The sequence below is a fragment of the Collinsella sp. LCP19S3_B6 genome (genome assembly GCF_052121815.1).
Classification (GTDB): Bacteria; Actinomycetota; Coriobacteriia; order Coriobacteriales; family Coriobacteriaceae; genus Collinsella.
On the sequence record NZ_JBQKDN010000009.1, the window covers coordinates 15087 to 39286 of the forward strand.

At 61.4% G+C, this 24200-nt stretch carries 18 protein-coding genes; 3 read left to right on the forward strand and 15 right to left on the reverse strand.

All coding sequences use genetic code 11. The features are described from left to right. The first annotated feature begins 1 nt into the window (after window position 1). Complete coding sequence (locus ACTQWD_RS04645; protein ID WP_441536873.1) at window positions 2-1465, forward strand: M20 family metallopeptidase; 1464 nt, start codon at window positions 2-4, stop codon at window positions 1463-1465. Window positions 1466-1605: 140 nt separating this feature from the next. On the opposite strand, the gene ACTQWD_RS04650 is transcribed toward ACTQWD_RS04645, so the two are convergent. From ACTQWD_RS04650 to ACTQWD_RS04700, 11 genes are all read right to left on the reverse strand, one after another. Beyond that, window positions 1606-2835 (reverse strand): DUF4013 domain-containing protein, encoded by a 1230-nt coding sequence (locus ACTQWD_RS04650; RefSeq protein ID WP_441559379.1) that lies wholly within the window; start codon window positions 2833-2835, stop codon window positions 1606-1608. 150 nt (window positions 2836-2985) lie between these two features. Beyond that, a complete protein-coding gene (locus ACTQWD_RS04655; protein WP_441540262.1) occupies window positions 2986-4008 on the reverse strand; it encodes a YitT family protein in 1023 nt (340 codons plus the stop codon). A 207-nt stretch (window positions 4009-4215) separates the two neighbouring features. Further along, complete coding sequence (locus tag ACTQWD_RS04660) at window positions 4216-4737, reverse strand: Asp23/Gls24 family envelope stress response protein (protein WP_154514821.1); 522 nt, start codon at window positions 4735-4737, stop codon at window positions 4216-4218. A gap of 44 nt (window positions 4738-4781) precedes the next feature. After that, on the reverse strand, window positions 4782-5159 hold the full coding sequence (locus ACTQWD_RS04665; RefSeq protein ID WP_441559380.1) for a DUF2273 domain-containing protein: 378 nt from the start codon (window positions 5157-5159) through the stop codon (window positions 4782-4784). Further along, window positions 5152-5697 carry a hypothetical protein gene (locus ACTQWD_RS04670; protein WP_195838499.1) on the reverse strand — a complete coding sequence of 182 codons (546 nt, stop codon included), beginning with the start codon at window positions 5695-5697 and terminating at the stop codon, window positions 5152-5154. Before ACTQWD_RS04670 ends, ACTQWD_RS04665 begins: the two co-directional genes overlap by 8 nt. Window positions 5698-5862: 165 nt before the next feature. Beyond that, window positions 5863-6669: a YebC/PmpR family DNA-binding transcriptional regulator gene (locus tag ACTQWD_RS04675; RefSeq protein WP_154514825.1), complete on the reverse strand. Its 807-nt coding sequence runs from the start codon at window positions 6667-6669 to the stop codon at window positions 5863-5865. A 165-nt stretch (window positions 6670-6834) separates the two neighbouring features. Further along, a complete protein-coding gene (locus ACTQWD_RS04680; protein ID WP_441033453.1) occupies window positions 6835-9018 on the reverse strand; it encodes a DUF6020 family protein in 2184 nt (727 codons plus the stop codon). Between the two features lie 145 nt (window positions 9019-9163). Next, window positions 9164-9985: a prolipoprotein diacylglyceryl transferase gene (gene lgt / locus ACTQWD_RS04685; protein ID WP_154514827.1), complete on the reverse strand. Its 822-nt coding sequence runs from the start codon at window positions 9983-9985 to the stop codon at window positions 9164-9166. A 109-nt stretch (window positions 9986-10094) separates the two neighbouring features. After that, entirely contained in the window at window positions 10095-10373 is a 279-nt protein-coding gene (locus ACTQWD_RS04690; protein WP_427718265.1) for a NifU family protein, read from the reverse strand. Window positions 10374-10561: 188 nt separating this feature from the next. Then, a complete protein-coding gene (locus ACTQWD_RS04695) occupies window positions 10562-11086 on the reverse strand; it encodes a deoxycytidylate deaminase (protein WP_154514829.1) in 525 nt (174 codons plus the stop codon). Window positions 11087-11175: 89 nt separating this feature from the next. After that, complete coding sequence (locus ACTQWD_RS04700) at window positions 11176-12027, reverse strand: type III pantothenate kinase (RefSeq protein WP_154514831.1); 852 nt, start codon at window positions 12025-12027, stop codon at window positions 11176-11178. Window positions 12028-12279: 252 nt separating this feature from the next. Between ACTQWD_RS04700 and ACTQWD_RS04705 the strand changes: the two genes are divergently transcribed. Both ACTQWD_RS04705 and ACTQWD_RS04710 read left to right on the forward strand, forming a co-directional pair. After that, window positions 12280-13983 carry an OPT/YSL family transporter gene (locus tag ACTQWD_RS04705; protein ID WP_441054863.1) on the forward strand — a complete coding sequence of 568 codons (1704 nt, stop codon included), beginning with the start codon at window positions 12280-12282 and terminating at the stop codon, window positions 13981-13983. Between the two features lie 209 nt (window positions 13984-14192). After that, window positions 14193-15332 (forward strand): DUF389 domain-containing protein, encoded by a 1140-nt coding sequence (locus ACTQWD_RS04710; RefSeq protein WP_441559381.1) that lies wholly within the window; start codon window positions 14193-14195, stop codon window positions 15330-15332. Between the two features lie 69 nt (window positions 15333-15401). Here the strand turns inward: ACTQWD_RS04710 and ACTQWD_RS04715 are convergent, their stop codons facing one another. The 4 genes from ACTQWD_RS04715 to ACTQWD_RS04730 form a co-directional block, all read right to left on the reverse strand. Then, window positions 15402-17114: an aryl-sulfate sulfotransferase gene (locus tag ACTQWD_RS04715; protein ID WP_441559382.1), complete on the reverse strand. Its 1713-nt coding sequence runs from the start codon at window positions 17112-17114 to the stop codon at window positions 15402-15404. Between the two features lie 328 nt (window positions 17115-17442). Then, a complete protein-coding gene (locus ACTQWD_RS04720) occupies window positions 17443-18402 on the reverse strand; it encodes a 3-hydroxyacyl-CoA dehydrogenase (protein WP_154514839.1) in 960 nt (319 codons plus the stop codon). 280 nt (window positions 18403-18682) lie between these two features. After that, complete coding sequence (locus tag ACTQWD_RS04725; protein WP_441559383.1) at window positions 18683-23464, reverse strand: acyl-CoA dehydratase activase-related protein; 4782 nt, start codon at window positions 23462-23464, stop codon at window positions 18683-18685. A gap of 11 nt (window positions 23465-23475) precedes the next feature. After that, on the reverse strand, window positions 23476-24186 hold the full coding sequence (locus ACTQWD_RS04730) for a TetR/AcrR family transcriptional regulator (RefSeq protein WP_441559384.1): 711 nt from the start codon (window positions 24184-24186) through the stop codon (window positions 23476-23478). Window positions 24187-24200 lie beyond the last annotated feature (14 nt).

Genomic DNA, 24200 nt, shown 5'->3' on the forward strand with positions numbered 1-24200 from the left:
CATGACGAAGACCAAGGCACAGCAGATTATGGCAGCGACCGAGGCCCGCGCGGCTGATGACGTCACCGCAGCCATCCAAGATATCGCCGCCGAGTTTGAGCCCTACATCATCAAGCAGCGCCGGCACTTCCATAAGCACCCGGAGCTGAGCCTCGCCGAAGAGCGCACGACTTCTGACATCGCCAACCAGCTCGACGCCATGAATATCCCCTACGAGCGCCCGCTTAAGACGGGCCTGGTGGCGACCCTTCGCGGCACCGCACCCGACGCCTACCGCGAGGACGGCACGCCGCGCCGCCGCATCCTGCTGCGCGCGGATATCGACGCCCTACCCGTCACCGAGCAGACCGGCGAGGAGTTCGCCAGCGTCAACGAGGGCTGTATGCACGCCTGCGGCCATGACTGCCACATTGCCATGATGCTCGGCACGCTGCAGATTCTGCGCCATATGACCGACGACATCCACGGCGAGGTCCGCATCGTCTTCCAACCCAGTGAGGAAAACGGCCAAGGCGCCAAACTCATGATCGGCACGGGTGTGCTCGATGGCGTCGATGGCGCCTACGCCGCACACATCTGGAGTGAGGTCGACGCCGGCACCGTAAGCTGCGAGCCCGGTCCGCGCATGGCCAATACCGACTGGTTCCGCATTGATGTCCGCGGGACCTCGTGCCACGGCGCCATGCCCCAGCGCGGCCACGACGCCGTCATGGTGGCGGCCGAGATCGTCAACGCCCTGCAGACCATCGTTTCGCGCGAGATCAGCCCCTACGAGCCGGCCGTCATTACCGTCGGCGAGCTGCACGGCGGCACCGCGCGCAACGTTATCGCCGGTACCGCCTACCTCGCCGGCACGGTGCGCACCTATGGCGATTCGACGCACGAGGAAATGCCCGAGCTCATGCGTCGCATCGTAGAGCACACTGCGGCGGCCCTGGGCGCCGAGGCTGAGCTTACCGACTACACCATCGCCAACTACAAGGTCGAAAACGACGTCGCCTCGAGTGAGCGTTGTCGTCAGGCCGTGGTCAAGTGTCTGGGTGCAGCCGGCGAAGGCCATTATCGCGGCACGCTTTCGGGCGAGGATTTTTCGGAGTACCTGCGCCGTGTACCGGGTGTGCTTGCCTTTGTGGGCACGCGCAATCCCCAGATCGGCGCCACGTACGCCCAGCACTCCTGCTTCTATAAGATCGACGAGAGCGTGCTCGCCAAGGGCTCCATGGTAGCCGCTCAGTATGCCATCGACTTTTTGGCCGAGCCCACGCAAGAGGAGCTCGACGGCCCCGCTATCGCCGCGGTTGCCGAGACCAATCCCGATCTGGCAGCCAAGCTACGCTCTGCCAAGGCAACGGCCGCCGAGGCCCGCGACGCCATGCACGACGCCCGCACCGCCCGCCATGCCGCCATCAAGGGCATCCACGAAGCTCGCACCGCCGCTCGTCACGAAGAGAAGCACAACGAGTAGTCGAATCGCGACCATCTCGCAGCCGTAGCCACATCGCGATGTCAAAGCGGGGGCGGACGTTTCGACACGTCCGCCCCCGCTCATTCGTCAAGCACTATTTCTACCATTTCTACCCCGTCCCCAAATGGCAGGTGACAGGGCTACTCGTCTTGCGGGTCCTCGTCGGAGCTTGGCGCGGGCTCCGTCGTGGGCTCGGACTCCGGCGCAGATCCCGGGGCAGACTCAGGCTCGGGCTCAGGCGCGACATCCGGAGCGCTGTAACCCGAAGGAGCGGACTTCTTCTCGAAGGGCAATACAAACGTCAGGACGTCGTCCTTATCCTCGTCGGCCCACTCGCTTGCATAACGTGCGACCCAATAGCCAACGGCACGGTGCTTGAGCATCTTGCCAAAGACCGTTAGAAATACGGTGACGAAAGCGATCAGCACCAGGAACAGTACGAGTGCGATGCCACCGCCGGCAACAATTGCCTCAATACCCGTAGGACGATAGTAATAGCTATACATACCGACAGAGGCAATGGCGCCAAAGACCGCCGTCAAGATCCATGTGACAACGTTGGCGACCAGGCCCGTCAAAAACTCGGGAAGGAATGAGGCACAGAACAGCTTGGTCTTATTGTTCTTAAAGGCCGCCCAGACCTTGTCGAGCGAAAACGCGCTCTCGACGCGACCGGTCACCGCAAAGTGCATCACGGCGATATCGGCGAACATCTTAAAGAAGACTCCCAGGACCGCCGTGGCAATCATAGCCAGGACAAGCAGGCCAAGCGAGCCAAACAGCGCAGCCTCGAGCGCATAAGAGCCGTAATGCGAATACGAGCCCGCCGCGCCAATTACCACGCTCTCCACCAGCGAAAGCACTACGCCAATAACGGGAATGGCAGCGATAATCTCGAGCACGACCGAAATAACACTCGAAAAGACCCCGAGGCCAAACGATGTGGAACGCATCAACGGACGATCCATGCCGTCATCGATCTTAAGCGACAGGTCGCGACCCCACTCGATGCCAAAGCCCGAACCGCACACACTCGCCACGCAGGCGGCCAAAAAGCCGATGGCAGCTGCAATACCGCCGATAACGGGAATGAACAGCACGAGCACCGACACGACACAGATGAGCGCCGGCAAAAAAGCAATCTGGCACACGCGCTGCAGCACGCCCGGAGTCTTGGTCATGTCTTGGAACGCCTGAGCCACACAGCCCTTTGGCGCATTCGCCACGGGCGGTTGCGGAACAAACTGCTGGGGCTGAGACTGTCCCTGGGGAGCGGGGCCGGCGGCCTTGACCTCGGTATTAGGGGCACCGCACACGCCGCAGAACTTGTCGTTATCGCCCATGGGGGCGCCACACTGCGAACAGAACATCGAAATCATCCCTTCGTATCTAGAGTGAACCACCTGGATCGCAAACGACGTCTTTGGCAACATTATCGCGCAATGTGGGGACAAATACCCCAAGATGACCGATTTGAAACGTTGGCGGCTTTATTCAATGGTTCGAAGGGTATATCCGCGCTAGTTCGTGCCGCGGAAGCCCTTGCCCACGATCTCGGAGCTGTCAACGATCGTGATAAACGCATCTGGATCGATATCGCGGGTATAGCGGCGCAGTTGCACTGCTTCGCGACGGCTCAGCACGCTCATGATCACCGTCACGCAATTGCCCGAGAAGGCACCGTAGCCGCGGCTGATCGTTGCCGTGCGGTTGAGATGCTTGACGATAAACTCCTCGACTTTGCGTGGCTCGGCGCAAATAATCGTACAGACCTTGCGCAAGTGAATGCTCTCGATGGCCTTGTCGACCACAAGCGTCTTGGCAAACAGGCCGAGCACGCAGTACAGGCCAACGCGCGGACCGTACAAAAAGGCCGCGATGGTCACGATGCCGATATCGACCAGTAGCAAGGCGCGTCCGATCTCGAGCGTCGTGCGACGCTTGAGGATCATGGCAAGGATATCGGTGCCGCCCGTTGAGGCGCCAATGTCAAAGACAATGGCACTGCCCAGCGCCGGCAAGATAACGGCAAAGCACAGGTCGAGCCACATATCGCCCGTCATCGAAACATCCGTCGGAATGAAGAGCTCAAACAGCGAGACGTAGGCCGAAAGCGCAAACGAGGCAAAAACGCTCCAAAGGATTGCCTTGCGCTCCAAAAAGATAAAGCCCAAGACGACGAGAACCGCATTGATGATCCACATAAAGACGCCGACGGGCAGAGTCGGGAACAGCGTGGAAAGAATGACCGACACGCCCGAGGTTCCGCCAAAAGCAAAATGATTAGGGGTTTTAAACGCAACGATGGCGAACGCCGTGAGGATCAGGCCCAGATTGAGCTCGGCGAAAAAGCGCGGGAAGCCCGGCTCCTGGCTGCGCTTGCGGCCGGCGCGCTCGCCGCGCTCGATATCCTCGCGACCGACAACGCGCTCCATCGGCACCACGGGGGGACGATGCACCTCCTCGGCGGCACGCGACGCCGCCTCTGCCGCGGCGGCCTCAATCGCCCATGCCTTGCTTTCTGTTTCGTGCTCGTCGGCCATTACGGCAACCCCTCGTTAACGATTTGGAAACAATGCGCCCATTAGGGTAACGCGGAACGCGAAGATTGCAACCCTAAGTTAGACGAGCGGTATGACTACATCGAGGGCATATAGAAAACGGTCGACCGCACTTTTGCTTGCGCGGTCGACCGTTTAGCGTTTTCGCAGGTAAAACCTATCGAAACAAACCTGTCCCTATTTGGTAGGTTACTCGTGCTGGCTGGTGCGGTGCTCGTACTCCTCGGGGGTGATGACATCCTCGATGCGCAGGTTGACGCCTGCCACCTCAAGGCCGGTCATCGCGGCCAGACGCTCGGTCACGCGCGCCTTAACGTCGTCGAAAATCGCGGGTGCGTAGGCGCCGTACTCGATAATGACGGAAATGTTGACGACCACGCGGTTGTCATCGGTGACCTCGACCGTCACGCCCTTGGTCAGGTTCTCGGCACCAAACTGCTCCTGCACAAAGTGCATAAGGTTGCCCTTCATGCCCAGGACGTGCGGCACCTCGCGGGTGGCCATGGCGACGATCTTCTCGATCACACCGTTGGAATAGGTCAGCGAATCCTCGGACTCGTCCGCTTCCTCATCATCCTCGTCCGCATCGTCGGCGGGCTCGGCCTCGACGAGCGCCCCGTCCTCGAGCGTTACGTCCTCAGCCTCGGCGGCGACGGTCTCGTCTGCCTCGAGCTCGGTATCGGCCACATCGACCTTCGTGTTAAAAGCCATGGTTCCTCCTTATGCCCACCGCACACGCGGCGGTCGAATACATACTAGCGGCCGCTAAACAGACGGCCGAAGAAGTTGACGATCCCGTTCTCGCCGTCACGGATCTGGCCAATCACGGCGCCGATCAGCACAAAGAATGCGATGACGAGTGTGTCCCACAGGCCGAGCGTGAGCACCAGCACGGCGAGCACAAAACCAGCGACGGCCCCGAGCGTGGTGTTGGGATGACGGACGGCATAGCTCCAGATGGCCGCCCCCGTACCCTTGATGAGACCCATGGCCTCGTCAAAGTCGTTGGCGGCGCTGTCGTGCTGCTCGCCGGCCTCGGGGGTGGTGTCGGCGGACTCGCTCGCCGGCGCAGCGTTCTGGTCGATCGTCAGGCGCGGGGTGCGGACGGTCTTGTCTTGGTTGGTATCACTCACCGGAAACCTCCACGGTCTGGACGGTAGTCTTGGACGGCAAAAAACGGACGCGCGCGGTCGTGCCCGGCGTGCCGAGCATGGTGTCGCAGGCCTCCTCGATACGTTGCTGCATCGCGGTTGCAAGGGAGGCCACGTCCCGGTCATCGAGCGCGATGGCGTCGACCTTAAAACGGACGAGCGATTCGTCGGAACCCTGCACGCGCGCCTCGACATGCTCGACCATCACACGGTCGTCGCGCTCTGCCGCAGCGCGAGCGCACGAGGAAAGCGCTGCGAGGGTGACCTCGATGTTGCGCTCCCCCGCCGGATGCACGCAGGACGGCTCGCGACGCGCGAACATCAGGCGGAAAAACCCGATGAGCACGCCAAGTGCCACGATGGCGGCGCACACCGTAACGACGACGCGAGGCATGGTGTCACGCAACAGCAGCATAAAGCGATACGTATACGGTCCCCAGAACTGGCAGACAAGCGTGCCCAGCGCCACGATGGCGGCGGCAAGGTACACGATTGCTAGGGCTCGTTTGAGTACGCGCACGCGCGCTCCCTTCAGGTTTCGGTCCGCAGAATGCAAAACGATTCGCATCATTATAAAAGAGCCGGGTCCGGTGCCATACGCACGCGGATCCGGCTCATCTATTCCACGAGGCTTGTATGCTCGCTTCATTATGCCCAGATATGCACGGCTTAACCCGTGCAGGCGCTACTCCTCCTCGAGGGCAGCGATGACCTCGTCGGTCATGTCCATGGTGCTGTAAACATCCTGAACGTCGTCGAGCTCCTCGAGACGGTCGATGAGGCGCTGGACCTTCTTGGCGTCGGCACCGGAGACCTCGGTCGGGGTGGTCGGAACCATAGTGGTCTCGGAGCCCTTGACCTGGATGCCCTGCTCCTCGAGCGCCTTGGAAACAGCCATGACGTCGTTGGCGGCGGTCCAAACGATCCACTCCTCGCCGGCGTCCTCGTAGTCGTCGCCACCGGCCTCGGCGATAGCCATCATGAACTCTTCCTCGTCACCGGCAGCACCGTTGGCGATCATGGTCTCCTTCTTGGCGTTCTCGTCCAGGATCTCCTTGGCGACGACGATCTGGCCCTTGCGCTCAAACTGGAAGGCGACGGAGCCAGAGGTGCCCAGGTTGCCGCCAGCGTGGGAGAAGGCGGAACGGACATCGGCGGCGGTACGGTTGCGGTTATCGGTCAGGCAGTCGACGTAGACGGCAACGCCGGCGGGACCATAGCCCTCGTACACGATGTTCTCGTAGACGGCGGCATCGGCACCCGAACCGAAGGCCTTGTCGATAGCGGACTTGATCTTGTCCTTGGGCATGGACTGAGCCTTGGCCTTGGCAACGGCAGCGGCGAGGCTGGCGTTGTTCTCGGGCAGCGGGTCGCCGCCGAGACGGGCAGCAACGGTGATGTTGCGGCTCAGCTTGGAGAAGAGGGCGGAACGCTTGGCGTCCTGCGCGCCCTTACGATGCTTGGTTGTGGCCCACTTAGAGTGTCCGGACATACGTGTCTCCTATCGGTTTCGACCTAAAGCCCAGCGCAGATGCTCGGGCAATATAAACAAACGTCGTTATGATATACCTACTGGCCTGCGAGATAAACCCCAAAATGAAGGCGTCGTGATGATGCAGCCCCTTGGTGCAAAGTAACCTGTCCCCTTTGCACCAAGTTAGAACCAGAGAAGGTCGCTGCGGGTGATGGTGGCGCCGATGGCGAAGGGCATGCAGGCGATGACTGGATACAGGTAGCGCATGTAGGTCGAGCCGTTGCAGGGACCGATCAGGCACACGGCGAGCACGCCCAGCAGCGGCACCCAAATGGCCAGCCCGCGCCACGAATGACGACGTAGCAGATAGACCACCACAGCGATCATGATCCACACATAGGTGGCCGAGCTCATGGTGAGCGAGATAAACGGGATGCGTTGTACTGCCACGCGATACAGGTTGATCAGGTGGTCGCACCAGCGCACAACCTTGCTATCGGCCGGATAGAAGTCGAAGTACTTGAGGTTATCGGGCTTCGCCATGATCTCGGCACTGCGCGCCGTGCTGTAGACCCACGCATCGCGGGCGCTCGGATAAAAGTAGCCGTAGTAGTTATTGATGAGCGCCGAGATATAGCACTCGGGATCCTTTTTGAACATCTGGGCCCACACCTCAAAATAGGCCTTGATGTCCTCCTGCGAGGCGTACTCGTTAAAACAGTTTTTTACGGCATCCGACTTGTCGGGGTTGTAACGGCGGCCCAGATTCTCGTACTTGAGCACCCGATCGATCGCAGCGCGTTCCTTATCGGTCACCAGACCGTCGCAGGGAGCTTCCTCAATCGTGCCGTCGTCTTTGACCTTGGGGTTAACGCCCGAATTAAGGCCGTCGTGCTTTTGGACGAAGCGCGCCGTCTGTTGAAACGGAATCGAGAGGATCTCGCGCTTGGAGCCCGGCGTGATATCGTGCGCGGGCATAAAGACCTTGGTAAAGTACATGTTGGAGGCAAGGCAGAGCACGAGCACCGCGAGAACGCCGGCCCAGCGGAAGCGCGGCGTGGCGCATGAGGGTGCGACGCCAGACTGTTTGACCACGCGACGGGCCACATGCGCGTCCCAGGCGCAAAACGCCGCCGCAATCACGCAGGCCGCCAACGGAAAGACCAGGCCGCCATTGCGCAAAAACGTGGAACCCATGGCGCCCAGCACGAGCAACAGCCAGTCGTGTCGCGCAAAGAGCACAGGCGTGCGCTCGCCCGCGCGCTCGGCATTGACATCGCGACGGGGCAGGCCACATGCCACGAGCTTGACGGTCTGAACGAGCAGTACCAGAAACGCATCGGCAAACAGTACGTCTTTGGTCAGCAGCGCCGCGTAGTTGGAGAACATCGGCATAAACGCAAAGAACAGCAAGATGACGCCGCGGACCGGCAGGCTCACGCCCAGCTTGCGCAGCGACGATATGGAATAGGCCACGCAGGCGGCCGTGATGACAAATTGGGCGCAGGTGTAGATGGCTAGACCCGCATTGGCGCTATTGAATAGCGAAAGCCCCAGTTGCACACACGAGCCGATGATGGCCGTGTGCACCACCGGATGATGGCCGTTGAGTAGCACGTTGGGGTTAAGCAGGCGCAGGTAGTCGCTCGTGCCGTTGGGGTAGTTGAACCATTGGCGGATCTGCGCGCCCGTATCTCCCATAAAGAGGCCGGGCAGCGAGGCGATAAGCGTGGGCGCCCAGACAATCATGAGTACAAGAAACGGCCCAACAAAAGGATGGACCGAGAGCACGGCGTGGGTAACACGCCACACGCGGCCAAAATGCGCCTCCGAAAACGGAATGCGGCGAGAACTCAACCAATCCAAAAACTCAAAAGCCAGATAGAAGGACACAATCGCCAGAAGCATCCAGCCCGCGCCGCCAATCCAGGCGCAGATAACGCGCGCCTTGTCGCCCAGCACAATCTCGGCCGAATCGGTGAGGTCGTAACTGCGGCCGAACACCATGCAGACGGCAAAGAATAGCGATGGCAGCACGACCGAAGGACGCCAAGCGTCACCGCGGCCAAAGAACACATAGCGAAACGGCAGCGTAAGTAGGCAGGCCAGCGCGAGCAGCATCACAGCGTCGGTATGGCCGGCAAATGAGAGGAGTACCTCGTAGCACACGTAAAGCATGCCCGAGGCCTTTGGATCGATCGCCAGGACCGCGTTGCTCGACACCGGGGCGGGATCGATGGAAAACGCCGTGGTCGCCAGCAGGGCGAGCAAAAATGCGACGAACGTCTGCTTGGCGGGATAGCGCTTAAACCAAACGATGCGGGCGGCGTCGCGCGCAGCCGTTGTGGAGAGATCGGAATCCTTCACAGTCCGAAAAGCCTTTCTAGAAACCTGCCAAAAAGGGACAGGTTTATTTTGGCAGGTTTTATCTGGGGAAACGTTACGGTTCTGTCATCGTTGCCTGGCAAAACCACCACAAAGGTGCCTGTCCCCTTTGTGGTGTATGTGGTGGTTAGGCGTCGAGATAGATGCGCTGGGGACGGTTGCGGCGGAGGGCAAAAATGATGAGCGCCAGGCCCGCAATCACGAGTGGCAGACTCAGCAGCTGACCCATGGTGATGACGCCGCCCAGCAGATAGCCCAGCTGGGCATCGGGCACGCGCACGAACTCAACGAGAAAGCGGACGATGCCGTACCCCATCACAAACACACCCATAAACGTACCCTGGGGCAGCAGCGGTTTTTTGCGGCTGAGCACCTGCAGAATGCAGAAGAGCACAATGCCCTCGAGAAATGCCTCGTAGAGCTGGGATGGATGGCGCGGCATATCGCCCGCGGTGCCGCCAAAGATCACGCCCCAGGGCAAATCGGTCGGCTTGCCCCACAGCTCGCCGTTGACAAAGTTGGCGCAGCGCCCCAGGCACAGGGCCAGCGGAGCACCGATAACGGCAAGGTCGGCGATGGTCCAGGCGTCGAGCTTGTACATACGGCACACGAGCACGCCGCCGATGATGCCGCCCACCAGGCCGCCATGGAAACTCATGCCGCCTTCGTTGGTGGCAAAGATCTCGAGCGGATGCGCCCAGTAGTAGCCGTCACCGTAAAAGATGACGTAGAACAGACGGGCGCCAATGATGAGGCCAAAAACCACGCCAACCACGACACTCATCAGGTCGTCGACCGTAATGTCAAAACCCCAACGACGCTGCGTGCGGTACATGACGACCGCCGTGAGCAGAGCTCCGACCACATAGGCCAAGCCGTACCAGTAGATGGTGATGGGCCCCGCCGAAATGGCAACAGGATCAAGCATATGGTAGAGGTCGTTGAGCATATCGGTCCCCCTGCTCCCTACATACAAATGCGGCCGCGGGCCTTTCGCTCGCAGCCGCACATTTGGGCATGACGTCTATGCGGAGCACATCGCCCGCAGCTTTCGCTTCTCAGAACGGCGCATACTCGTCGTACAGATCCTCGACCTCGCCGGAGGCATTGACCTGCTCGACACGCGTAACGCCGGGCACGTGCTCCTTGAGGATACGCTCGACGCCCATGGAAAGCGTCAGAGCGCTCATGGGGCAACCGGCGCAAGCGCCCTGAAGCTCCAGCTTGACGACGCCCTCGTCATCAACGCCCATATACTCCATGTCGCCGCCGTCGGCCTGCAGGTTGGGGCGAATCTCTTCAAGAACCTTCTTAAGCAGCTCTTCGTTAACAGCCACAGGGGCTCCTTTCTCACAATAACGCGGGCGCGCCCGCGGACAGAGCTATGTTACTACAGCCATGTACCCGCTCACGAGCCGTCCATGCGCGCGGACACGACTTTCACGAGCAGTTAATTTGACAGTTAATTTGGGACGGGGCTTAATTAGCCGCTTTTGCCAACGCCCGGCGCTCGTACACGCTGCCGCTACTGCTGCGTTTGTTCCCCGGTACCAATGTGGACATCGACGATAACCTGGCGGAAGCTAATGCCACAGGAGTCGAGAATGCGGCGACTGATGCGGCCGTCGTCGGTGTCGGCGTACTTATTGTCCAGATAGACAACCTCGCCCACACCTACCTGCGCCAGGATTTTGGCACAGTCGTGGCACGGGAACAGCGTGACGTAGACCGTGGAACCCTCAAGGTCCTTGAGCGAGCCGCGGTAGTTGAGCACGGCGTTGGCCTCGGCATGAACTACGTAGTTATGTTTGTCCTGCAGCGGGTCATCGCTCGTACCCCACGGGAAAAAGTCGTCATTGAGCGCCGAGGGCGTACCGTTGTAGCCCACCGAAAGAATGCGGTGGTTGGTGCTGGCGATGCACGCGCCCACCTGCGTATTGGGATCCTTGCTGCGGCGCTGCGCGGCGATGGCCACGCTCATAAAGAACTCGTCCCAGCTAATAACGTCGCGGCGCTTGCCCGACGCGGTTTGATGAAGATCGTCCGACATGGCAGACACCTCCGAAATCGAAATAGTTTGGCCCATTGTAGCAGGTGAAAGGTGGGATTGTTTCCTCCCCCCCGCCGACGTTCTTGGCTTTATGCGCGGCGAGGCTTTTGGTTGATGCGGTACAGCTCGGCGAGACCCCGCAGCGTCAGCGCGTCGTCTACCGTCAGGCTGTGGCCGACCAACGCCGCGAGCGCCTCGGCATCGTCGCCGGTGATGACAATGGGCACGCTGCCCTCGCCTGCCGCCTTGGTCGAGCGCATCTCGGCAAGCACCATGTCGAGCATGCCGTCGATACGGGCCACCTCGCCCAAGACCACGCCCGAGCGCATGGCCTCGCGCGTGTTGCGACCGATCACATGCGTGGGTGCCGAGGGCTCGACTTGCGGCAGGCGCGCCGCAGCGGCCGAGAGCGAGCGAGCGCCGAGCGCCAGCCCCGGCGCGATAACACCGCCGACAAAGGTTCCGCGCGCATCGATGACCTCGATATTGGTCGTAGTGCCCAGGTCGATCACGATGCACGGAGAGCCGTAGACGGCACGGGCCGCCACGGCGTCGGCGATGCGATCGGGACCGATCTCGGCCGGGTCGTCGTAGTGCACGGGCATGCCGGTCTTAAGTCCCGGCCCCACGGTGAGCACACGCCCCGTGCAGGTACGGGAAAGTGCCGCCTTCCACGGGCGTTCGAGCGCCGGCACCACGCAGCTCAGCACTGCTGCCGCGGGAACGAGCACACCAGGCATGCCCGCATCGGCTGCCAGTGCGCCCATGACCCGCGCGAGCCTCATGCGCGCCTCATCGGCCGTAATGCTCGGCGGCGTCGTGATCTCGCACGTCGCAAGCGGGCATTCCTGCGCCGCGGCCGAATCCTCGGCAAACAGACCAAAGCGAATGAACGTGTTGCCCACGTCGACCGTCAATATATATGCGCACCCATTAAGCATCGTCGGCGCTCCTTTCGTCTGCCCAGCAGTATATCCCCGTCCCAGAATAATCATCCTTCGACTTCGCTCGAGGTAGCTAAAAAAGCCCCGTCCCAAATTAGCTGGTTTTGGCAGGGCATGGGACGGGCGATGCCGCTATACTGATGCGCGGTCGTGCGCGAGCTCACGCGGCGGCCCTTGGTAACCCGACTTCCCGCGCCGTATCCGTAGCGGCGCTTGCGGGGGAAGCGGATATACGCAAAGGAGTTCTATATGGGCAATCCCTCGAACCGCACCTCTATGCGCGGTCAACTCACGCTGCGCGGCGTCGTCATCGGCGTCCTTGGCTGCGTGATTATCACGGCAAGCTCGGCCTACACGGCCCTCAAGATGGGCGCCCTCCCCTGGCCGATCATTTTCGCTGCCGTCATCTCGTTGTTCTTCCTTAAGCTCATGGGCAATGCCAGCCTCAACGAGGCCAACGTTACCCACACCATCATGTCCGCGGGTGCCATGGTCGCCGGCGGCCTGGCGTTTACCATCCCGGGCGCCTGGATGCTGGGCTATGCCGACCAGATCAGCTGGCTCGACATGTTTATCGTGGCGCTCGCCGGCACCATCTTGGGCCTTCTGGCAACGGCGCTCATCCACCGTCACTTTATCGTGGACGCCGCGCTGGAGTTTCCCACCGGCAACGCCGCAGCCCAGACCCTGCGTGCTACCGAGGCTGGCGGCAAGACCGGCAAGCAGCTCTTTGGCTCCATGGCCATCGCAGGCATCTATAGCGTGCTGCGCGACGCCCTGGGCGTGGTGCCCAGCATGCTGTGCACGCTCAATATCCCCGGCGTGACCTTTGCCATCTACAACTCGCCCATGTTGCTGTCCATCGGCTTTTTGGTGGGCTTTGCCCCCGTCGCCTTCTGGTTTGCCGGCGCGCTGCTGGGCAACTTTGGCATTATCGTCGGCGGCACCGCTGCCGGCCTGTTCGATATTGTGACCGCACAGGGTATCGTCAAGTCCTTAGGTATGGGCCTTATGATGGGCTTTGGCGTCGCCGTCGTCCTTAAAGACATCCTGCCGCAGGTCGCCGGTATCGTTCGCGGTCTTGCCGCCGACAGCTCCACCGACACCGACGAGCAGTCGCTCATCTCGGGCTCGCTTAAGCTCGACGCCGGCATCATCGGCCTGGGCGCCGCCGCCATCGCCGTGATCATCGCCATCGCGCTCGACCTTGGCCCCGTCCCAGCCGTCATCGTCACGCTGTTCACCTTTGTCACCACCATCATGAGTGCGCAGAGCTGCGGTCAGACGGGTATCGACCCCATGGAGATCTTTGGCCTCATCGTCATGCTCATCGTAGCGGCCTTCGCGCAGCTTGCGCAGGTCAAGCTGTTCTTTATCGCCGGCATCGTGGCCGTGGCGTGCGGCCTTGCGGGCGACGTCATGAACGACTTTAAGGCCGGCGCCGTGCTGGGCACCAACCCGCGCGCACAGTGGATCGGCCAGGCCATCGGCGGCATCGTGGGCGCACTGGTCGCTGCCGCCGTCATGGTCGCGCTCGTCACCGCCTATGGTCCGGACGCCTTTGGTCCCGACAAGAGCTTTGTGGCCGCGCAGGCAAGCGTAGTCGCCACCATGGTCTCGGGCATCCCGAGCGTGCCGTGGTTCGCAGGCGGTTTTATCGCCGGCATCGTCATGTATTGGCTCGGCATTCCGGCCATGATGATCGGTCTGGGCGTGTACCTGCCGTTCTACATGTCGCTCACGGCCTTCTTGGGCTCCTGCGTCAAGCTCGCCTACGACAAGTGGGCAGCCCACCGCGACGCCGTTGCCGGTCTTTCGGGCAAAGAGAAGGCTTCCAAGGATGCTGCCTTCCAGGAGCAGGGCCTGGTCGTCGCCAGCGGCCTGTTGGGAGGCGAGTCTGTCGTTGGCGTTATCCTGGCGTTTGTCTCCGTCGGCCTGAGTCTGCTGGGCTAAACCCAACAACGACGTACCCGTACAGAGCGCAGGGTCGGAGACCATCCGGCCCCGCGCTCTGTATCTGTCGAAACACTCGGCCGCAACCGCATTTGACGTCCCCCTTACCTGCTCGTCTAAGTTTCACGTCAAGATGACCACCCCGCCCGCCACGGTGTAGAGTACATGCTGCGAGCACACCCGCGTTCCTGCGACAATACGAGGTGGACATGGAACTCGACAAACAACAGATCAAGCGACTACGCAAACGCCATCACCGGCGCCACGGCATTCGACCTGCCCATAGTGAGGCCCTGGAGAACACCGGCCGCTTCCTAAAGCGCGCATTCAACATTCGCGAGGGTCGCGCACCCTATCACGTGATTCGCAAGCGCTTTGTAAACGGGGCGCGGCTGACCGGCTCGCACTTATGCATCCTCATCATCGCCATGCTCATCGCGAGCATCGGCCTCGATATCGACTCGGACATTGCCATCGTGGGCGCCATGCTCATCTGCCCACTCATGGGGTCGGTCCTTGCCATGGCATATGGCATCGCCACGCTCGACCGCGAGATTGCCGTCGAGGCCGTCGCCGGCCTCGCGCTACAGATGGCCTTTTGTCTGATCACGTCTACGCTGTATTTTAAGCTCTCGCCCCTTGGCACCACCACGGCCGCCATCATCGACAACTCGACGCCCACTGTGTGGGACCTTGCCGTCGCGCTCGCGGGCGGCTTTGCGGGCGGGCTGGGCAACTCGCGTGACCAGGAACCTGCCACGCTTATCGCCGGCGTGGCCGTGGCGACCGCGCTCATGCCTCCCCTGTGCGCGGCGGGCTATGGCATCGCCATTGCAAGCGGGTCGCTTTTTCTCTCGGCGCTTTATGAGTTTGGCATCAACGTGGTCTTTATCGCACTGGCTGCCGAAGCCGTGCTGCTTCTTTTGCGCGTGCCGCTCAAGCGCGACCTGAACGGCGACGGTATTGTGACTGCTGAAGAAAACGCCGAGGTCAACGAGCTATCGCGCAAGGTGCGCCGCCGCATCATCGTGGGCACGGTGATCTTTGCCATCCCCTGCATTATTATGACGGCGGGGTCTATTGGCTCGGCGCAGGCCGGCGTGCAAGACGGCTACGGCGTCACTGAAACCACGCGCGAACTTGCGGCGGTGCTGCCGGGCTTTAAGGATTACACCGTCGCCGTCGAGACCTCGGCCGCCGAAGGCGACAAGGAGGGCGTTGTCGATCGCCAGACTGTCGCTCGCGTAACGACAAGCGAGACGCTCGGGGCGCACGACCGCCGTGTTGCCCGCAAGCTCATCGACCTCAACGTACCCGAACTCGATCGCGTGGAGTTTGACGTGAAGTGATGCGGAACGTGAGGTAGGCCCGGTATGAGCGCGCGCAGCCGCGGGGCACAGGCACAGCCAAGCGCAGCGCTACAGCTCGTACTTGTACACGCGGTAGATGTACTTCTCGGCTTCCATCTCGTACGTGGCAATGGGCAGTCCATAACGATCGTACTCGGCAAAGGTCTTGGCTATGCCCGATGCCACGAGCATGCTATTCGAATCGCCGACGCGCTGCGCACTACTTACGTAACCTGAGAACGGCACTGCGATCTGGTCCACAAGCTCGTAGGTGCGCGCGGTCTCGTCCACCGTAAAAATGCGCCCAAACGAATGCGTTCCTTTGCTGTAGTCGGTCACTACCGCAGCGCCCAGCTGGCCCCAGTCGAACTTGGGATAGCTCTCGGCAACACCAAAGTTGTTGTCGTATAGCAGCACCTGGTAGCGGCCAGTCGCGGTCGTCTCGTCGTTTGGCAGATAGGTCACACTATGCTGGCCTGCGTTGAGCGAAAAATCGCCTTGAGCCTGCAGCAACTTGTCCTCAAAGCCCGAGCCGGCCCAAAACTCTGGCGAGCCCATAAGCCAATCGACCGTAGGCGTACCGTAGATATCCGTGAGCTTGATGACCGTTGAGGTCTCGCGCGAGCTGAGCAAAACGGTGCCGCCGCCGAGCCACTGGATCGTGTTGATGTGAATCCAATCCAGGTCGCCGTCCGAGGCAACCTTGGCACTTGCCTTGAGGTCGGGGAATATATCGCCCAGGTCCACGACGAGAGAAACGTCACCTGTTGTTATGTCGACCTTAATGATGAGGTCCTCTACATTAACGCGATCGTCCTTATCTTTTTTGGCAGCCGCGCGATCGACGTCCAAATCGGCTTCGGAGCCGGCGTGACTCGCCAGCACCAGCAGGTTGCCATCGTCATCGAAAGCGTAGTCGTGGTGTAGCTCGTAGTCGCCCGTGCTCCAGACGTTTACCACCTGGCCGATGGCGTTGATCTGGGCCATCTTGGTAGTCGAGACGCTCATGATCATGCTGCCGTCGCCCGGGAACAGCAGGCGGTGGCTGCGGTAGCCGACAATCGGCACCTCGCCGCGAATCTGGCCGTCGTTGTCGTAGAGGTACATAAAGTCGAGCTTGGACGAGTCGTTGCCCAAGATGGTAAAGAGACCATCGGCAAGCGGCGTATTGGACTCCCCCGACGTGACGGCGAGCTGCTCTTCTTCCTCGCCTTTGAGAGCCGGCGTCTTGACCGTGAACGTCGAGGTGCGGCTGATACCATCTTGTGCCGTGCAAGTGATGGTTACCGTGTTTTTGTGGTTGGGAATGAGGCCGATGACCTTGAACTCGTGTTCCGTGGCCGGCGCGTCGCCGCCGTGGGGCGTATGGGAAAACGCGGCGACCTTGGGCGCGTCACCAGTCTTTTTGCGACCGGCGACCTTGTAGGAGACGGTTACGGAATCCGTTGTCGCAAAGCGAACGTAGCAGCTCAGGGTATCGGTGCCAAAGGGATCCTGCGCGATAAACGGAGTGGTCTCGTTGTAGCCGCCGTCAGCGTACTCGGCATCGAGCCGCTCCTTGATGGCCGCCTGCTTCTCGACGTCGTAGGTCGCGACAATCTGCTTGTGGAGTTTCTTTTGCTCGTCAGTGAGCTCGTTGCTCGCAGTAGATGCGGCGCCCGTGCCGGCCCCGCCGACCGAGCAGCCCATGAGCCCTGTCCCGGCAAGCGCCAGCGCGCCCGCCGCACCCGCAAGAGCCTCTCGACGCGAAAACAGTCTGCTGTCCTTGTCACTCAATTCCATATCGTTACCGTCTATGAATACCATTGTTGTTCCCTCATATACCACGGCGTTTGCCCAGCCCTGTCTAATTATGACTCACAGTTTAACAAACGCCCCTTAATGCAAGTTTAAGCTTGTAGCGATACGGAAACGCGGGGCACGAAGGGAATCCGCAATCCTTCCGCTCCCAAGTGATCAATCGGGGCGGCCGCGATGGTGCTCGATCCAGTCCACGGCAAAGTCGACAAGTTCGCGTTGGCGCATAAAGCGGATTGTCCCGTTGCCGAGCGGCGCTGCGGCGCACTGACACTGCAAATGATACGTTTCTCAATGTTGCCGAGGAATCTTTTTAGTACTTGAAGAAGCCCTCGCCCGAGCTTTCGCCCAGCTTGCCTTCGTCGAGCATCTGCTTGAGGACGGATGCCATGGCCTTAAAGTTGTAGGGCATCATCATCTTTTTGAGCAGCGGGCTCACCAAGCCCGGCACCTTCTGATACTGCATGACGATGTTATAGGCCGTCTGGATGCCCACGGTGTCGAACACGCGGAACGGGCCCTTGGGCGCGCCAGTGCCGCGCGTCCATGCGAGGTCGATGCTCTTGGGGTCGCTGACGCCCGAGACGTACAGATCAAGGCCCGAAAGCAGCCACGGCACCAGCATGGAATTGAGCAGATAGCCGTTCTTTTCCTTGTTGACGGGCAGGGCAAGCATACGGATGTCGCTGGCAAAGTCGACGAGCTCATCGAAATAGCGCTTGTCGGTCTGGTCCTGAGCCATGACCTCGGTCATGTTGTTCTTCCAGATGGAGTTGGCAAAGTGCAGCGACAGGTACTTCTCGGGGCGGCCGGTGTACTTGGCAAAGGTGCTCGGCAGCAGCGTGGAGGAGTTCGTCACGACAACGGTCTTTTGCGGGAGAACCGGGGCGAGCTTCTTGTAGAAGTCGATCTTTGCCTGGGTGTCCTCGGCCATCGACTCGATAACCAGATCGGCGTCGGCCACTGCCTTGGCAAGATCGAGCTCTAGCTTGAGTGTGGAGTAGGCACGCTCGACGGCGGCGAGCGCCGCCTCCTTGTCGAAGGGCTGGTCGCTATCGGCGATACCGGCACACCACTCGCCCGTGCCGTCCGCCATGCCCTCGATAGCCGCGATGTACTCCTCGCGCACATGATCGATCTTGGGCTGAGTGCGGCCGATGCTGCCCTCGCTGCGCAGCCAGATCGTCACATCGAAGCCGCAGTAGGCAGCCTGAAAGGCAATCTGGCTTCCCAACACGCCGCCACCGGCAACACAAACGGTCTTGTAGCTCATAGGAACAGTCCTCTCTTACGTAATTCCATGGATGTGTATTTATTCAACCGTAAGGATGACGCGCGCTAGAGGTGGGTTCCATAAACGGACGGTAATTTGCGGCGAACGGCTACATATGTTCATTATCTCAGGGTTCCGAGGGCGATTTTAGTGCCACTGAGACGTCGTTTTCGGAAGAGGTGATAGTTGGGCTGTTTACGTAACTTATGTCCAGAAAAAACGGGTGGTAGCCGGCACGGCTACCACCCGTTTGTCTCATATCTAGCACATAGCAGGCCAACTACTTCTTAATGCCGCGTCCCAGACGCTTGGCGACCGATGCAACGGCCTCCTCGCTGACCGAGCCACAGCTCACGCAGCCATCATGGGCACGCATCTGGCCGGTGACCTCGTCCATCGCGAGCGGCGCCACCTTCTCGAGCTTAAAGCCCTTACCGGCGCGCATGTTTTCCTTGGCCACGCTGATCATGAGCTTAATGCGGTTGAGCTGGTTGACCTCGGACGCGCCGGGGTCGTAGTCCACCGCGACAATGTTGCTCTCGGGGTGCTGACGGCGCAGCTCCTTGATCACGGCCTTGCCCACCACGTGGTTAGGCAGGCACGCAAAGGGCTGCGTGCAGATGATGTTGGGCGCGCCATGGTCAATCAGGTCGAGCATCTCGGCCGTGAGCAGCCAGCCTTCGCCCATGTTGTTGCACACCGAAAGCACCGTACGGGCCTTGTCCGCCATGGTGCCGATGCGCTCGGGCGCCTCAAAGCGGCGGGACTTTTGGAGCAGCTCCTCCACCGGCGTACGCATCCAGTCCACGAGCTTGATGAGCGCCTGCATACCAGCGCGCGTGGTTGCAGAGCTTCCGAGCTCATCCTTCTGCAGCTCGGCGTTGCTCATGGAGTACAGGAAGAAGTCCAGCAGGCCCGGCACCACGGCCTCGCAGCCCTCGCGCTCGATAACGTCGACCACGTGGTTGTTGGCTGTGGGGTGGAACTTGACCAAGATCTCGCCGACCACGCCCACGCGCGGCTTGGTGCCCTCGCCCACGAGCGGCATGGTGTCGAACGCGCGGATGGCCTCGCGGCACAGCTTGGTGTAGTTGTGGCGGTTGAACTTGGGCGCCAGCTTGCGGGCGCGCGCCATGTACTCCTCGTAGAGTGCGTTGGCGGCACCGGGCGTAGCCTCGTATGGACGACAGCGATAAAGCATCTGCATCATCACGTCGCCAAAGAGCACCGCGTAGACTGCCTGCTTAAGCAGCGCCGGCGTAATCTTAAAGCCGGGGTTGTCCTCACCGAGCGCCACCGCCGAAAGCGAGATCACCGGAATCTCGGGGTGGCCGCTCTCGCGCAGGGCCTTGCGGATGAGTGCGATGTAGTTGGTGGCACGGCAGCCGCCGCCGGTCTGGCTGATAACCACGGCCGTCTTGGACAGGTCGTACCGGCCGCTCTCGATGGCCTCCATAATCTGGCCGGTCACCAAAATGGACGGATAGCAAATGTCGTTGTTCACATAGCGCAGGCCGGCCTCGACGGCGTCGTGATCGGTCGAGGGCAGCAGCTCCAAGTTGTAGCCGGCGCCGCGGAACACCTCTTTGACCAGGTCAAAGTGGATCGGCGCCATCTGCGGGCACAGGATGGTGTAGCCCTCCTCGCGCATCTGCTCGGTAAAGGGCACCTTGGGCCACGCGGTCGATGCGCTCTCGCGCTGAGCCTCGAACGTGTACTTGCGGCTCGCGAATGCGGGGGCATCCGTGGAGGGAGCCACCGGCGCGGCATCGCCCTGCTCGTAGGTCTCGCCCGCGGCCGCGGCCTCGGCCAAGCGCTCGGCCTCCTGGTCCTTAAGCGCGGCCATGAGCGAGCGGGTGCGGATACGCGCGGCGCCCAGATTGGACACCTCGTCGATCTTGAGCACGGTATAGATCTTGCCGCTGGCCTCCAGAATCTCCTGCACCTGATCGGTAGTCAGGGCGTCCAGGCCGCAGCCGAAAGAGTTGAGCTGGATCAGGTCCAGGTCGTTGCGCATCGTCACAAAACGGGCGACGGCGTACAGGCGGCTGTGGTACATCCACTGGTCGACGACGCGGATGGGGCGCTCGGGCTTCACCAGGTGCGCAAGCGAATCCTCGGTAAAGACCGCAAAGCCAAAGCTCGAGATAAGCTCGGGCAGGGCGTGGTTGATCTCGGGGTCGTTGTGGTAGGGGCGGCCGGCGAGCACGATGCCGTGACCGCCATGGTCCTCGACCCACTTAAGGGCCTCCTCGCCCATGGTCTGGATGTCCTCGTGGAAACGCGCATCGGCCTCAAAGGCAGCGTTGACGGCGGCATCGACCTCGGAGCGCGTGATCTTGGGACCGCGCACGCGACCGCGACCGGCCTCAGCATCGGCCACGCGGTCGACGGCAAGCACCTGGTACAAGCGGCGCTTGAGCTCGGTCTTGTCGTGATAGGGCACAAACGGGTACAGGAACTCGATGTTCTGCTCACGGATCTCGTCGATATTGAGTGCCAGCGCCGTGGGGTAGCTCATGACGATGGGGCAGTTATAGCAATTGCCAGCCGTCGGATCCTCCTTGCGCTCCCAGCGCACGCACGGCATCCAGATAAAGTCGACATCGCGGTCGATAAGGTTCATCACGTGGCCGTGGCTCATCTTGGCCGGATAGCACACGCTCTCGGACGGCATGGACTCGATGCCCGCCTGGTAGGTCTTCTTGCTCGACTGGTCGGACAGCTGCACGCTAAAGCCCAAGCGCGTAAAGAACGCGTGCCAGAAGGGGTAGTTCTCGTACATGTTGAGTGCGCGCGGGATACCCACGGTGCCGCGCGGGGCCTCGTCGGGGCTCAGCACCTCGCGATTAAAGAGCAACTCGTTTTTCTTTTTGAAGAGGTTAGGGGCCTCGGTCTTTTGCTTTTTGTGGCCGGCGCCCTTCTCGCAGCGGTTGCCGGTAATGAAGCGCCTACCGCCGCCAAAGTCGTTAACGGTGAGCTGGCAGTTGTTGGAGCAACGGCCGCAGCGGACGTGCTTTTGCGTCACAGTGAGGTGCGCGATGTCCTCGGCCGAAAGGATGGTCGAGGTGCCGTCGGCGCCAGCGCGATCACGGGCGAGCAAGGCCGCACCATAGGCGCCCATGCAGCCGGCGATGTCGGGACGCACGGCGTGAACGCCGGTGAGCTGCTCAAACGCGCGCAGCGTGGCATCGGACATAAAGGTGCCGCCCTGGACGATCACCTGGTTGCCGATCTCCTTGGGATCGCGCAGCTTAATGACCTTGAACAGGGCATTTTTGATGACGGAATAGGACAGACCGGCCGCGATGTCGCCCACCGTGGCACCTTCCTTTTGCGCCTGCTTAACACGCGAATTCATAAAGACCGTGCAGCGACTGCCCAGGTCCACCGGAGCCTTGGCATGGATGGCTGCGTCGGCGAACGCGCGCACGTCCATGTTCATAGAGACGGCGAAGCTCTCGATAAAGCTACCGCAGCCCGACGAGCAGGCCTCGTTGAGCATGATGTGCTCGATAACGCCGTCCTTGACGCGCAGGCACTTCATGTCCTGGCCGCCGATGTCCAGGATAAACTCGACGCCGGGCAGGAACGCCTTGGCGCCGCGCAGGTGCGCGACGGTCTCGATCTCGCCGGAGTCGGCCTTGAGGGCCTCGATGAGCAGCGCCTCGCCGTAACCCGTGGTGGTCACGTGGCCGATGGTGCAGCCGGCGGGGATGTGGTTGTAGAAATCGGCCATGATGACCTTGGCCGTACCCAGGATGTCACCGTTGTTATTGCCGTACCAGGTATGCAGCAACTGGCCGTCCTCACCCACAAGCGCGGCCTTCATGGTGGTGGAACCGGCGTCGATACCGATGAACACGCGACCGGTGTAGCCTTCGAGCTTGCCCTTGGGAACGACCTCGGTGTTGTGGCGGGTCTTGAACTCGGCAAAGTCCTCGTCGGTGGCAAAGAGCGGATCCAGACGCTCGACCTCGGCGCCCTGTGTGTCACCCAGGGCATCGATGGCCTCGATGAGCTGCGGGAACGTGCTGAGCTTATTGGACTCGTGCGCCATGGCGGCACCGCTCGCCACAAACAGGTGAGCATTTCGGGGCACGATGCGGTGCTCCTCGTCCAGGTTGAGCGTGAGGTAAAAGCGATGGCGCAGCTCGGAGAGATACTGCAGCGGGCCGCCCAGGAAGGCGACGTTACCGCGGATGGGACGGCCGCACGCCAGGCCCGAGATGGTCTGGGTCACGACGGCCTGGAAGATGGAGGCGGCCACGTCCTCGGGGCGGGCGCCCTCGTTGAGCAGCGGCTGGACGTCGGTCTTGGCAAAAACTCCGCAGCGGCTGGCGATGGGATAGATGGTGGTGGCGTTGGCCGCGAGTTCGTTAAGGCCGCTGGCGTCGGTGTGCAGCAGGGTTGCCATCTGGTCGATGAACGCACCCGTACCGCCGGCACAGGTGCCGTTCATGCGCTGCTCGATGCCGTTATCGAAGTAGATGATCTTGGCGTCCTCGCCGCCCAGCTCGATGGCGACATCGGTGGCCGGGATGAGGGTCTCGACGGCGCGCTTGCTGGCGATGACCTCTTGGACAAACTCCAGGTCGAGCCACTGGGACAGCAGCAGGCCGCCCGAGCCGGTAATGGCGCAGGTCATTTGGACCGTCGGCAGCACGGCCGCAGCGCCCTCGAACAGGTCGCGGGCGCAGGCGCGGACGTCGGTGTGGTGGCGCTGGTACTTGGCGTAGACGATCTGGTTGTCATCGTTGAGCACAGCGAGCTTGACGGTGGTGGAGCCCACGTCGATGCCCAGGTGCAGGTTGCCGTGGGCGCTGTCGGGGTTGAAGATTGCGCCTTCGGGGGCGTGGGCGGCGGCTTCGGGCTCGGCGGCGGTGGCGGGCTCGCTAGCGACGGACGTCTCCCCTACCGAGTTCTTGGCATCGGCAACTGCCTCGACAACTTTCTCGGCAGCCGCGGTCGCGGCCTTCTGCGCGGCGTCCACCACGGTGGGCGCAGCCTCGCGTGCGGCGGCGACCATGCGGTCCTTGATGCCCTCGACGAGTTTGCTCATTGTCTCTCCTCTTAGTTGTTGGACTCGACGGTTGCGGGGGTGTCGGCCGCGTCCTCGAGCTGCAAGTTCAATAGCTTCATGCCGTACTCCGGCACGTTGATATCGATGGGTTGGCTATACAGGTCACCAGGGCGCACAAAAGCGAGCACCGTCATCATGCGCGCCATGGCCTCGGGCGATTCGGTGAGCCCACGCTCAAACCAGCGCTGAATCATGCCGACCTCGGCACTCACGACGTAGGTGACGTAGTAGTCAAAGAACGTGCCCAGCGCCAGGCCCAAAATGCCCGTCTGTGCACGCGGCACCACAGCCTCACGCGCGGTGTCGATAATCCTTTTAATGAAGGCCTGGTCGCCGCCCGGACCCAGCAGCGCACCGATCAAGTCGCGGTTGGCCGCAAGATAACGCAGTAGCTCAACCGAACCGGGCGCCGGCTCGAGCTCATCGATGTTGTGATAGAGATCGGGCAGCCGAGCTGCGGTGATGAGCTCAATACGCTCACGGATCTCGGCCAGCAAGCCGTCCTCGATTTGATTGATAAAGTCGGGGATATCGCGGTAATGCGAATAGAACGTACGGCGCGTAAGGCCAGCACGCTCGGTGAGCGACGCGACGTTAATGCGCGAAAGGTCGCCGCTTTCGGCAAGCTCGCTGGCAAGTGCCTGGCGAAGGGCACGCTGCGAGCGAAGGGACCGGCGATCGCATTTCTCGAGCTGGGACAAGCGTCCTCCTTGTT